This is a genomic window from Clostridium porci (assembly GCF_009696375.1).
Taxonomy (GTDB): domain Bacteria; phylum Bacillota; class Clostridia; order Lachnospirales; family Lachnospiraceae; genus Enterocloster; species Enterocloster porci.
Window position 1 is genome coordinate 138,494 of sequence record NZ_VUMD01000009.1, and the last position, 12,894, is coordinate 151,387.

12 protein-coding genes and 2 pseudogenes are annotated in these 12,894 nt (G+C 46.4%); 10 read left to right on the forward strand and 4 right to left on the reverse strand.

What is annotated here, in order from left to right; translation table 11 throughout:
- Positions 1-6: 6 nt before the first annotated feature.
- The 4 genes from FYJ39_RS11975 (at position 7) to FYJ39_RS11985 (ending at position 4,158) form a co-directional block, all read left to right on the forward strand.
- Positions 7-693, forward strand: coding sequence for a CHC2 zinc finger domain-containing protein (locus FYJ39_RS11975; protein WP_154472688.1), 687 nt, complete (start codon positions 7-9; stop codon positions 691-693).
- Positions 653-2,011 (forward strand): virulence-associated E family protein, encoded by a 1,359-nt coding sequence (locus tag FYJ39_RS11980; protein WP_025489030.1) that lies wholly within the window; start codon positions 653-655, stop codon positions 2,009-2,011. Before FYJ39_RS11975 ends, FYJ39_RS11980 begins: the two co-directional genes overlap by 41 nt.
- 255 nt (positions 2,012-2,266) lie before the next feature.
- Positions 2,267-2,434 carry a hypothetical protein gene (locus tag FYJ39_RS20510; RefSeq protein WP_002594253.1) on the forward strand — a complete coding sequence of 56 codons (168 nt, stop codon included), beginning with the start codon at positions 2,267-2,269 and terminating at the stop codon, positions 2,432-2,434.
- A 71-nt stretch (positions 2,435-2,505) separates the two neighbouring features.
- A complete protein-coding gene (locus tag FYJ39_RS11985) occupies positions 2,506-4,158 on the forward strand; it encodes a recombinase family protein (protein ID WP_154472689.1) in 1,653 nt (550 codons plus the stop codon).
- Positions 4,159-4,435: 277 nt separating this feature from the next.
- Here FYJ39_RS11985 and FYJ39_RS11990 read toward each other — a convergent pair whose 3' ends face one another.
- From FYJ39_RS11990 to FYJ39_RS12005, 4 genes are all read right to left on the reverse strand, one after another.
- Positions 4,436-4,915: a hypothetical protein gene (locus tag FYJ39_RS11990; protein ID WP_007491796.1), complete on the reverse strand. Its 480-nt coding sequence runs from the start codon at positions 4,913-4,915 to the stop codon at positions 4,436-4,438.
- A 21-nt stretch (positions 4,916-4,936) separates the two neighbouring features.
- A complete protein-coding gene (locus FYJ39_RS11995; protein ID WP_154472690.1) occupies positions 4,937-5,602 on the reverse strand; it encodes a hypothetical protein in 666 nt (221 codons plus the stop codon).
- 148 nt (positions 5,603-5,750) lie between these two features.
- Complete coding sequence (locus FYJ39_RS12000; RefSeq protein ID WP_154472691.1) at positions 5,751-7,061, reverse strand: sensor histidine kinase; 1,311 nt, start codon at positions 7,059-7,061, stop codon at positions 5,751-5,753.
- The gene (locus tag FYJ39_RS12005) at positions 7,054-7,758 is read right to left on the reverse strand and encodes a response regulator transcription factor (protein ID WP_235919817.1); all 705 of its coding nucleotides are present in this window, start codon (positions 7,756-7,758) and stop codon (positions 7,054-7,056) included. The genes FYJ39_RS12000 and FYJ39_RS12005 overlap by 8 nt, the downstream gene beginning before the upstream one ends.
- Before the next feature lie 382 nt (positions 7,759-8,140).
- On the opposite strand from FYJ39_RS12005, the pseudogene FYJ39_RS12010 reads away from it, so the two are divergent.
- From FYJ39_RS12010 to FYJ39_RS12035, 6 genes and pseudogenes are all read left to right on the forward strand, one after another.
- Positions 8,141-8,416 (forward strand): annotated as a pseudogene (locus tag FYJ39_RS12010) (VirD4-like conjugal transfer protein, CD1115 family); the annotation flags it as partial.
- 64 nt (positions 8,417-8,480) lie between these two features.
- Complete coding sequence (locus FYJ39_RS12015) at positions 8,481-8,696, forward strand: Maff2 family mobile element protein (protein ID WP_002566673.1); 216 nt, start codon at positions 8,481-8,483, stop codon at positions 8,694-8,696.
- Positions 8,697-8,771: 75 nt separating this feature from the next.
- Entirely contained in the window at positions 8,772-9,635 is an 864-nt protein-coding gene (locus tag FYJ39_RS12020) for a VirB6/TrbL-like conjugal transfer protein, CD1112 family (protein ID WP_154472693.1), read from the forward strand.
- Positions 9,636-9,697: 62 nt separating this feature from the next.
- On the forward strand, positions 9,698-10,234 hold the full coding sequence (locus FYJ39_RS12025; protein WP_456236686.1) for an MT-A70 family methyltransferase: 537 nt from the start codon (positions 9,698-9,700) through the stop codon (positions 10,232-10,234).
- Positions 10,235-10,240: 6 nt separating this feature from the next.
- Positions 10,241-10,690 carry a PrgI family protein gene (locus tag FYJ39_RS12030; RefSeq protein ID WP_154472695.1) on the forward strand — a complete coding sequence of 150 codons (450 nt, stop codon included), beginning with the start codon at positions 10,241-10,243 and terminating at the stop codon, positions 10,688-10,690.
- Positions 10,587-12,767, forward strand: a pseudogene (locus tag FYJ39_RS12035) (VirB4-like conjugal transfer ATPase, CD1110 family); the annotation flags it as partial. The gene FYJ39_RS12030 and the pseudogene FYJ39_RS12035, both read left to right, overlap by 104 nt.
- Positions 12,768-12,894: the final 127 nt, after the last annotated feature.

Sequence of the window (12,894 nt, forward strand, 5' to 3'; positions counted from 1 at the left end):
TTTTCTATGGAAACCGGATGCCTTTTGCATTGTTTGGAGGTGGAAGAAACGAATGTATTTGAAGCAGTAAAACAGTCTGTTACCACAAGGCAGGCTGCTTTGGTTTATGGAATTTCAGTAGGACGCAACGGGATGGCTCGTTGCCCGTTTCACGATGACAGGCATCCCAGCATGAAGGTGGACAGACGGTTCCATTGTTTTGCCTGTCAGGCAGATGGAGATGTGATTGATTTCACTTCCCGTCTTTTTGGACTAAGCAGTAAAGAAGCTGCCTTAAAGCTGGCAGAGGACTTCTCAATCAGCTTTGACCGCAAAGGCCACGATCCGCCACAAAAGAGAGTAATCAAAAGAAAAATCAGCGAGGAAATGCGATACCGGCAGGCAGAGCAGAAATGCTTTCGGGTGCTGTGCGACTACCTGCGTTTGCTGGAACGATGGAAAGAAGAATATGCGCCCAAACAACCGGAGGATGACTGGAATCCTTTGTTTGTGGAGGCTCTGCACAGGCAGCCATATATCGAATATCTGTTGGATCTTCTTTTGTCTGACAGCATAGAAGAACGAGCTTTTGTAGTTGCTGAGTATGGAAAAGAGGTGAGGAAAATTGAACAGCGAATATCAGAGTTTATCGCCAGCCACCCAGCAGGCTGTGATGAGCGCAGCCGAAGCCATAGCGCCGGAACAGAGCGTTGATGAGGTGCGGCAGAGCCTTTCTGTTACCGACAAGGGAAAAACAGCCAACACCATCGACAACTGCCGGATTGTGTTCTGCTGCGATCCACTCCTGCGGGATGCCATCCGGCTTAATCTCCTGACAGACCGGGTAGACATTGTACAGGACTTGGGCTGGCGCAGGAATACCAGCGCTCTGACGGATACTGATGTGAAATATCTTCTCCTCTATTTTGAGAGAAACTATGAGCTGACCAGTGAGAAAAAGATCACGGCTGCCCTTTCTATCGTAGCAAACGAAAATTGTTACCATCCAATTCAGGATGTGCTGAACAGCCTTGTCTGGGACGGTACACCACGCATCCGATCCTGTCTGCACCATTTTCTTGGTGCTGATGAAAGTGACTATGTGGAAGAAATGCTGAAACATTTCCTGCTGGGTGCTATACGCCGGGTATTCCGTCCCGGTTCCAAATATGAGGAAATGCTTTGTTTGGTGGGCGGTCAGGGTGCCGGGAAGTCCACCTTCTTCCGACTGCTGGCGATCCGGGACGAATGGTTCTCTGATGACCTGAAGAAGTTGGATGACGACCGGGTATTCCAAAAGCTACAAGGTCACTGGATCATTGAGATGTCAGAGATGCTTGCCACCAGCAGCGCAAAGAGCATTGAAGAAATCCGTTCCTTTATTAGCCGACAGAAGGAAACCTACCGGACACCTTATGAATCTCAGCCTAAAGACCGGCTTCGGCAGTGTGTGTTCGGTGGTTCCTCGAATACGCTGGACTTTCTGCCGCTGGATCGAGCCGGGAACCGGCGCTTTCTCCCAATCATGATTTACCCGGAGAATGCAGAGGTTCACATTTTGGAGGACGAGGACGCTTCCAGAGCGTATCTGTTGCAGGTATGGGCAGAAGCTATGAGCATTTACCACAGCGGCAAATATTCCATGAAATTCAGCAAGTCCATCCAGCGTCAACTGGTGGAGGTGCAGAAAGACTTCATGCCGGAGGACACCGAAGCCGGACAGATACAGGGATTTCTGGAACACTACACCGGAAACATGGTCTGCTCAAAACAGCTGTTCAAGGAGGCGCTAGGACATACCTTTGATGAGCCGAAGCGGTGGCAGCTCCACAATATCAATGAGATCATGAACACGGTTGTGACCGGTTGGAAGCCTTTTTCCAATCCCCGGATGTTTGCCGGATATGGCAGACAAAAGGGCTGGGAACGGGACACTTCCGGCAACGAACTACCCAGCAACGAAGGTGGATTTGTAGAACTGAGTGAAGAAGAATGCCGTCAGCTGGAACTTCCGCAGGAGTGGATCGCCTGACAAGGACGGTCTGTTGCCGGGATGGTTGCCGGGTTCGTTGCTGATAAATTTATGGTTTTGATATAGAAAAAGCCCGCAAGTAAAGGCTTTTTATGATCTATCTATGTTTTCGGCAACGAAAGCAACGAGATTTTATAAGAAAATTTGAAAAGTAAGAAATCAGGGTCAGACGATAGTTTACAGGTTTTTTGATGTCCGTTGCCGGACTTCGTTGCCGCAGCCACCGTCTGATCCCCTATTCTATGGAGGTAGCCTATGGAGAAAAACAAGAAGCAGAATAAAAAAGTCCAGTTTGTAGTGGTTCGTGAGTTTTCTGGGGACAAAACCATGCGAGAAGCCTTTGAGCAGCTGATCGAGCGTCAGACCTGCGAACACTTCGAGGAATGGTTGGAGCATCGGGAAATGGCACAGAAAGCGGCGTAAAGCAGTTGAATCATGGACAGGGACATGATATTATAATGGTATCGTGTCCCTGTTCATAGAAGGAGAACACTATGAGCAGGAAAAAACAAGTTAATCAGAAAATCACAGCCCTTTATTGCCGTATCTCTCTGGAGGATGGCGGCGATAATGAGAGCATGAGCATCAGCAACCAGAAACTTATGCTCCGGGACTTTGCCGAAAAAAACGGAATGTTCCAGTATGAGTATTATGTGGATGACGGTTATACAGGCCGCAATTTCAACCGCCCTTCTTTTCAGCGTATGATTGCCGATATTGAGGCGGGAAAGATCGGCTGCGTTATCACCAAAGACCTGTCCAGACTGGGCAGGAATTATATCGAAGCTGGCAGCTATATCGAAATCTTTTTCCCAAAACACAATGTACGCTATATTGCCATTACAGACGGAGTGGACAGCCTGACCCGTCAGGAAATGGACATTACGCCGTTTAAGAATATCCTGAACGATATGTACAGCCGGGATATTTCCAAAAAGGTGCTGGCAGGGCGTATGACCCGTTCCCGGCAGGGAAAGTTTTGTGGTGGGCAGCCGCCCCTCGGTTTGATGCGTGACCCGGAGGATAAGGGACATTTGATCCGTGACCCTGAGACAGCACCGGTAATCCGAAAAATCTATGATATGGCGCTGGATGGCTGGGGATGTATGCGGATTGCAAAGCAGCTCATGGATGATAAAGTCCCGATCACCAGAGTAAAAAGCAACACAGAATGTGATGTAAATTACTATTCATGGGGAAGTGCAAGAATCAGCCATATCCTGCGGAATCCCTTTTATAAGGGCGCACATCTGGTCTGCCGGACACATCAGAAAGGGATTCGTTCCAACACCTATGACATTATCCCTCGTGAGGACTGGGAAATTATCGAGGATTGCCATGAAGCAATCATCTCCCCGGAAGAATGGGAGCAGGTGCAGGAAATCATTGACCGCAGACCAACCATTATGAAGGGCAACTCCTGCCCCTTTTATAACCTGTTCCACGGTATCATTTATTGTGCGACTTGCGGAAAGTCCATGCAGGTGCGGTATGAAAAGGTTGGCAGAACCGGAAAGAACCGTTTTACCGGCGAACAGCGGGAACCGATTGATAAGGCGTATTATATCTGCCAGACCTACAACAGGCTGGGCAAGAACGCCTGTACCAGCCACAAGATCGAAGCCAGAGATTTATACAACCTTGTGCTGAAAGATATTCAGGAACTGGCAAAGACTGCGCTCAAAGATGCCGATGCTTTTTATCAGCGGCTGAGCAGCCGGATGGAGCGCCGGTATCTTCTGGATGCCTCCCAGACACAGAAGGAATGTCAACGACTGGAAAGCAGAAATCGTGAAATTGATGAGATGTTCCTGAGCCTATATACCGATAAGGCAAAAGGAATCCTGACTGAGCAGCGTTTTATGAAGCTGACAGCAACACTGGAACAAGAGCAGGAAGCCAACCAGAAGCGCCTGCAAGACCTACTGTTGATGATGCGCCACTCTGACGAACAGGAAAATGAAGTCCGCACCTTCATCAAAGAAATCCGGCGCTATGCAGCCATTGAAGAACTGGATGAAGCGGTGCTGAACCGGCTCATCAGCAAAATTTTGGTGGGCGAAGTCAAGAAGATTGACGGACAGAAGGTGCAGGAAGTCAGAATCGTTTATAACTTTGTCGGAGAAATCCCGGAGATTACAGCATAATCATTTCGCCTCATCTCTCAATCAGCGAGGGATGAGGCTTTTCTTTTTGTAAAATTGCAATAGATATATTCATAATTTGTTTGTCAGTAAATTATCAGTAGTATAGTAGAAAATGATATCTCAGAGTCTCATACAAATTATAATGTTTCTGGATAAGTTGGTAGCTTCTTCTTCCCAGTCAGCTGATCGAATATCTATCTTGTAGCTTTATTAATACGATTTTACGAAAACCCAAAAGACCCACCTGAAATTAAGATAATCGGGTGGGTCTTTTGAGTTAATTGTCACGTTTAGCTTTATATTGTGTTAGGTGATTGAAGTCATCTTCATTTAAGGATACTGTCTCTTTATTTTCACATAAGGACAATACATAATTAATAAATTGCATTCTATTTTCTGTTCGTTCACTGTAATATTTTCTAACCGTCGGATTATTAAAAAACTGCACTTTATGATTTACAGCAGGTTTATATTCTATCATGGATTCAACAAGATATTCTATATCATCTTGCATTTCTGGCGGATACTCTTCTTCAATTAGAGCATAAACACTTGCTGTTATCAAATTGCGATCATCGTCCCATTCTTCTTCGGAAGAATAGTACTGTGGACACAGAAAAGGGAAATCTTTAAGCAATTCTCCTTTACGACAACAATCTTCAAACACAATAAGAGCTACATCTCGTTCTTCATTTTGGATAGAAAAAAAAATCGTATCCTTATAGTTGAATTCTAATTTAAATATATAATTTACCATTTCACCACACTCCTGCAAATGTTAAACAGCGGCTAACAATGCAGGAAGAAATTCAGGTGCTACAAAGGCAACGCCTACAGCTGTGACAAAAATACCGGCTGCAATCAGCAGGTCTTTATTCACAGACAAATTCAATTTTCTGCGGTGTATCTCTCTTTTCGCTTCCTGCATCTTTTTCAAATCTTTTTGTCCTTTTTTATAATCTTTTGAATCTTTAACTTTCTTCTGGACATCTTTAGGAACTTTCGAACCGTCAAGAGTTTTCCCATGACTTGGTGTTCCATCTACGTTTTCTACACCATGAATATTTTTGCTATTATTATCTACATGTACATGGGGCTTAGCATTGTCAGAAGACGGTCTATCAACTCTATATGTCCAACCCTTTCCTAAATCATGTGTTTGTCCATAGCCTCTAGTAGCGATCACATCCTCTAAGACAACCGGCTGAGTCCCTGAATATGAACCAGTTTCCACCCCCAAAGCTTCAAGGGCAACCTGTAACTGTTTAGCGGTTTCATCTGTGGCTTCACCGTACCGTTCTCTTTCTGATTCCGCTTTTTGTACAAGCTGTTGTATTTTGTACAATGTACTATTTTGCTCTGCGGCAAAAGCTGTAGTACCCGTTGCAAATACCATTGTTAAGACCAGGATAAAACTCATGATTTGATTTGCTAATTTTTTCATTGAAATATACCTCCTCATATTTGTTTAGATACTTATGTTGATCGAATCAATCTAACATGAGGATAGTATAAATCTCATTTCTTATTTTCTGGCACATCAAATCCTTAATAATTCTTATTTTTAATCATATACATGTAATTGATCCCAATTAAATATCGCTATTACAATCAGGTACTTGCATAACTGGTAGAAGAATTTCAATAGAAAATTTAGTAATATCATGCTCTATATTTACTGAACCACCATTCTGTTCTACTAATGTCTGAATAGTCATTAAACCTATTTTATGGCTTGCTGTCTTCAAAGGTTGCTTACTTTTATAGTTTTCAATCATGACGCAAATTTGATTCTGTTGTTCTTTTTCTGTGATAACAATTGGAATCTTAGGGTCTGCATATTTCCGCAAGTTAGAAAAAATATTATCAAATGATCTTCGAATATCTCCTATATGTAAACGGCAAAAATACCCAGAATTAAACATCGGAATTTGTTTTACCAAGAATCCTTCAGATTCCAGTTCAGTACATTCCTCATACAATAGTTGGTTTAGAAATTCTCCTCCGTCAATTAGTTCGTTTGGATACTCAAACCTATTTTCTGTTTCTGTCACAAATTTATGAAACAATTCATCTGTCAAAATTTTCATATGATATGCCTTTTCGATGGCTTTTGTAAGGTAGAGTTTATGCTCTGCTTCTGTTAAATCTTTTTTATGAATCATTATTTCTAAGTACCCGGTAAGTTTAGTTAGAGGAGTACGAAGGTCATGAGAAAGTGATGCGACCATTTGCTCTCTTTCAGATCTCATTTTTTCCTCATTTTCTAATAAGGATAGTAACGATATTCTCATAAATTCAATTTCATTTCCGAGTTTTGCTATTTCATCTCTTCCTCCAATTTTAATACTACAATTCCTTCCAGATTGAGAAGAAAGTAATACTTGCTGATAAAGTTTGTTGATTCGATGTATGGTATAAGCGTTAAAAGGTATAAGAATTCCCAGGAAAAGAAAAAATCCAAATAACAAACCAGCAGTATTCCACCAAAAAAAGTAAGAATTTCCCGGTGAGTAAGATGTAGCGTAGATAACGCCATCCGAGCAGTATATGATTTCGTATTTGTCTTCATCTTCAAATTCTGTGGATGCTATTTTTTCTTCATACAGGTGTTCCGGCTCTGTGAACAAAAAAATATCAGAATTTTGCTTATTCCATTCCGTGTCAGTCAATGCATTCTGTGTCGAAAGATTGTGATTAGTTACATACTTTTGAAAGTCTTGTACAGCAGCATCACTTTTTGCTTCCCAATAAGCATCAAACTTTGAATTATAAAAAAACCATTCCGCAATCACATCAGATAGCAAATAATGTCCTAACCATGCACAAATAAGTGCAAAAGCCGCAATAGCTAACATTTTTATTCCCAATCGTTGGGAAACAAGTTTGAGCTTTCTATTCAATACGGTACCCCTTTCCCCAAACAGTTACGAGATGGATAGGATGTCGGGAATCGTCTTCAATTTTATCTCTTAATTTCCGAATAAACACCATAACAGAGTTGTTATCAGTAGAGAAAAATGGTTTTTCCCAGACACTTTCATAGATATTTTGAGCTGAAAATATTTGCTTTGGATGAGCCAATAATAATCGTAATATACGATATTCTGTTGAGGTAAGTTCTAATTCCTTCCCATATTTCCATGCCATATTGCGACAGCAATCTACACGTAAGCCATTCCATTCAATATATTCTGATTTTCGTTTTGGGATTTGTTTTCCTTGATAAACAGTATACCTCCGTAGCAATCCCTTAACTCGTGCAATCAATTCCGGATAAGAAAATGGTTTTGCTAAATAGTCATCTCCACCAGAGGAGTACCCTAATACAAGATCAGAATTTTGAGTTCTCGCAGTTAGAAATAAAATTGGCACATTTGACCGATCTCGAATCATTCTACTAACCTGATAGCCGGACATCCCTGGCATCATAACATCCAAAATGATTAAATCGATATTGGCAGCCAACAATTTTAAAGCTTCTTCACCGGATTCTGCCTCAATTATATCAAAATCCTCATTGGACAATAAAACTGAAATAACCTCCCGGATTTCATGATCATCATCTACCACCATAATTTTTGATTTTTCTTCTATCATATCATTCATAACCTCTTTCAGTGTTGTCATTAAAACCATTCCGACAGTTTAAGATAGAGATTCTCTATCGCTTACTCATATGCTTTTAATAAAATTATATTTAAAAAACGGAGCCTTATCAAGATATTTTTTGTTAATAATTGTTATCTTGTATTTTTACAAAAATTTAGGTTGTCTTAAACAAGATAAGTGTTTTGAACTTTTCTACACACTTATATAGACTGATATGAATTGTTAAAAATTGATATGAATCAGTTTGGAACAATCAAGACACTGAGCAATGTAATTCATTTCAGAAACAATTAAATAGTATAGGTAAGCAATATACAAAGATAGATTTCTCAATGTTGTTTCCTTTTTTTAATTCATCACTTGACTTTGTGGCAAAGAGCTGATGAGCCAGGACGAAATCGCAACCATGGACGGAGGCAAGTGTATTTTGCAGGTGCGCGGGGTGAGGCCGTTTTTCAGTGAAAAATACGACATCACACGCCACCCCCGCTACAAATACCTCTCGGATGCCGACAAACAGAACACCTTTGATGTGGACAGGTACTTGTCGTCCCTGCGCCGGAAAAAACGGCGCGTGGTGTCGGAGGATGAACCCTTTGACCTTTACGACATCGACCTGTCGGACGAAGATTTAGCCGCCCAGTGAAGCGGCTTTTTTCCTGTAATCAATCAAATTTGTTCGCCGGAAACCGGCAGAAAGTGAGGCATATATGGAATTTTTCAATAGTGCAGTGGATACGTTACAGACCATTGTTGTGGGCCTGGGCGGGGCGCTCTGTGTATGGGGCGGCGTCAATCTGTTGGAGGGATACGGGGCCGACAATCCCGCCAGCAAGAGCCAGGGAATCAAGCAGCTTGTCGCGGGCGGAGGCGTGGCCCTCATTGGCATGACCCTCGTCCCGCTGCTGTCCGGGCTGCTGGGATAATCGTTTTATTTATCTGCAAGCAATACGCCGCGCCCTCCTGCTGTTTGGAGGGAGCGGGAAAGGAGGGATACGCACATGATTGATGATTTAATCGGGGAATGGATCAAAGGCATCCTGATTGACGGGATCAAAGGAAACCTGTCCGGCCTTTTCAGTACCGTGAATACCAAGGTCGGGGAAATCGCGTCGGATGTGGGCAGCACGCCGCAGGACTGGAACGGCGGCATTTTTTCCATGCTGCAAACCCTATCCGAAACGGTCATTGTCCCCATTGCGGCGGCCATTCTTGCCCTGGTGATGTGCTATGAGCTGATTGAAATGATCGTGGAAAAGAACAACATGCACGACTTCGATACGTCCCTGTTCTTCCGCTGGATGTTTAAGAGCGCCTTTGCCATCCTTATTGTGACGAACACATGGAATATCGTCATGGGTGTCTTTGACGCCACCCAGGCCGTCGTGAACCAAAGCGCCGGTGTCATCATCGGGGAAACCAGCATTGACTTTGATACCTTGATTCCGAATCTGGAAACCAAGCTGGAAGCCATGGACATCGGCCCTCTGTTGGGCTTGTGGTTTCAGACCCTGGTTGTGGGGCTGACGATGCACGCGTTATCCATCTGCATTTTCCTTGTTACCTACGGGAGAATGATTGAAATATACGCTGTGACCGCGCTGGGGCCGATCCCTCTTGCCACGCTGGGCAATGCCGAATGGCGGGGCATCGGCCAAAACTACTTGAAATCCCTGTTGGCGCTGGGCTTCCAAGCGTTCCTGATTATGGTTGTTGTCGGCATCTATGCGGTGCTGATTCAGGACATCGGCACGATGGAGGATATTTCCGGTGCGATCTGGGGCTGCATGGGCTACACGGTGCTGCTGTGCTTCTGCCTGTTCAAGACGGGAAGTATCAGTAAAGCAGTGTTTACCGCCCACTGACCTTACAATTTTTACGCAGGAGGAAAAAACTTATCAAGGAATCGCAGAAGAAAACCTATCACATTATTTACGCCGACCCGCCGTGGAGATATGACCAGAAAACGGTACAGGGGGCAGCGGAAAACCACTATCCCACCATGGGAATCGACGCGCTGTGTGCCCTGCCGGTGGAAACACTGGCCACCAAGGACTGCCTGCTGTTTTTGTGGGCTACGTTCCCCATGCTGCCGGAAGCCCTGCGGCTGATCAAGGCGTGGGGCTTCACCTTCAAAACCGTGGCCTTTGTCTGGCTGAAACGGAACAAGAAAAGCCCCACCTGGTTTTACGGGCTGGGACACTGGACAAGGGGAAATGCGGAAATCTGCCTGCTTGCCAAGCGGGGGAACCCCAAACGCTATTCCCGCAGCGTCCATCAGTTTATCATTTCCCCCATTGAGGAACACAGCAAGAAACCCGACATCACCCGCGAGAAAATCATCGAGCTTGCGGGCGACCTTCCCCGCGCAGAACTGTTTGCCAGACAGAAAATTCCTGGCTGGGATGTGTGGGGCAACGAAGTGGACAGCGATTTTTCCCTGTCCGCACGAGAAACGAGGTGATTTTATTTGGCTTATGTCACTGTCCCCAAGGATTTTACCAAGGTGAAATCCAAGGTGGTATTCGGGCTGACGAAACGCCAGCTCCTTTGTTTTGGCGGTGCGCTGCTGGTCGGTATCCCGCTTTTCCTGTTAATCCGGGGCCGCATCCCCACCAGTGCGGCGGCGCTCCTTATGGTGTTTGCCATGCTTCCGGGCTTTCTGCTGGCACTGTATGAGCGCCACGGGCAGCCCCTGGAAGTGGTGGTGCGCCAAATCCTGGAGTGCTGCTTTATCCAGCCCAAGGAACGGCCCTACCAGACCAACAACGCTTACACCGCCCTTGTGCGGCAATTTCAGATGGAACAGGAGGTAAATGCCATTGTTCAAAAAGCAAAAGAACGAAACGAGCGCAAAAGCGCCGGTCAAGCTCACCCGCGCCGAAAAGAAAGAGATTCAGGCCGTCATCCGCAGGTATAAGGGCGACGGCAAGCCCCACTCCGCACAGGAGAGTATTCCCTACGAGGCCATGTATCCAGATGGGGTTTGCCGTCTGACGCCCCGCAGGTTTTCCAAGTGCATCGAGTTTTCAGACATCAGCTATCAGCTTGCCCAGGCGGACACCAAGGCGGGCATCTTTGAAAGCCTATGCGACCTTTACAACTATCTGGATGCCTCCATCCACATCCAGTTTTCCTTTCTCAACCACAAGATCGACCCCAGGCAGTACGCCAAGAGCCTTGAAATCCGGGCGCAGGGGGATGATTTTGACGACATCCGCACGGAGTATTCCGCCATCTTAAAAGACCAGCTCGTCAGCGGGAACAATGGACTGGTAAAGCGGAAGTTTCTCACCTACACCATTGAGGCCGATAACCTCAAACTGGCCCGTGCCAGACTGCACCGCATTGAAACCGACCTGTTGGGCTATTTCAAGAGCATGGGGGCCGTGGCGTGGGGGCTGGACGCAACGGCCCGGCTGGAAGTCATGCACCGCATGTTCCACCCGGACGGGGAGCCGTTTTCCTTCGATTGGAAGTGGCTGGCTTCCTCCGGCCTCTCCACCAAGGATTTTATCGCCCCGTCGTCGTTCCGTTTCGGGAACGCCCGAATGTTCGGGCTGGGGGGCAAGTACGGGGCTGTCAGCTTCTTAAACATCCTGTCCCCGGAGCTGTCGGACGAAATGCTGGCTGACTTCCTCAATACGGAAAACGGCATTGTGGTGAACCTCCATGTGCAGGCCATCGACCAGAGCGAGGCCATCAAGACGGTGAAGCGCAAGATTACCGACCTGGACGCCATGAAGATTCAGGAGCAAAAGAGGGCTGTCCGCAGCGGTTACGACATGGATATACTCCCCAGCGACCTTGCCACCTACGGACAGGACGCCAAGGAGCTGCTAAAGACCTTGCAGAGCCGGAATGAACGGATGTTCCAGCTCACCTTTCTGGTGATGAACACCGCCGGCACCCGGCAAAAGCTGGACAACGATGTATTTTGGGCCGCAGGCGTGGCGCAGAAATACAACTGTTCCCTTGTCCGGCTGGACTACCAGCAGGAGCAGGGCCTTATGAGCAGCCTCCCTTTGGGGGCCAGCCATATCAAGATCGAGCGTTCCCTGACGACCTCCAGCGTGGCCGTGTTCGTCCCGTTCGTGACGCAGGAGCTTTTTCAGGACGGCGACGCCATGTATTACGGCGTCAATGCCAAGACCGGCAACATGATTATGCTGGACAGGAAGCGGGCGCGCTGCCCCAACGGTTTGAAGCTGGGAACGCCGGGCAGCGGCAAGTCCATGAGCTGTAAATCCGAGATTTTGAGCGTGTTCCTCTGTACGCCGGACGACGTGTATATCTGCGACCCGGAGGCGGAGTATTACCCCCTTGTCAAGCAGCTTCACGGCCAAGTGGTGAAGCTCTCGCCCACCAGCAAAAGCTATGTGAACCCGCTGGACATCAACCTGAATTACTCCGAGGATGAAAGCCCGCTGGCCTTAAAATCCGACTTTGTGCTGTCGTTCTGTGAGCTTGTCATGGGCGGAAAGAACGGTCTGGAAGCCATTGAAAAGACAGTGATTGACCGGGCCGTGCAGGTGATCTACCGGCCCTATCTGGCAGACCCCCGCCCGGAAAATATGCCGATTCTTTCCGACCTCCATAAAGCCCTGTTAGACCAGCATATCCCGGAGGCCGACCGGGTGGCGCAGGCCCTTGACCTGTATGTGTCCGGCTCCCTGAACGTCTTTAACCACCGTACCAACGTGGATATTAAGAGCCGGATTGTGGCCTTTGACATCAAGGAGCTGGGCAAACAGCTAAAGAAAATCGGTATGCTGATTGTCCAAGACCAGATTTGGGGCCGCGTGACGCAAAACCGCAGCCAGGGCAAGGCGACGTGGTTCTTTTGTGACGAGTTCCATTTGCTTTTGCGGGAGGAACAGACGGCGGCCTTTTCCTGCGAGATTTGGAAGCGATTTCGTAAATGGGGCGGCGTCCCGACAGGTGCCACCCAGAACGTGAAAGACCTCCTTTCCTCCCCGGAAATCGAGAACATTTTGGGTGCGACACGTTGACGCACAAACATCACGCTATGAGGGTAATACTTCATAGACTTATGGCCATGTGATGCTAAAAGCGTCGGGCTTATCTCGGCAGGGATGAGCAACAACTGATAACCCGATAGGT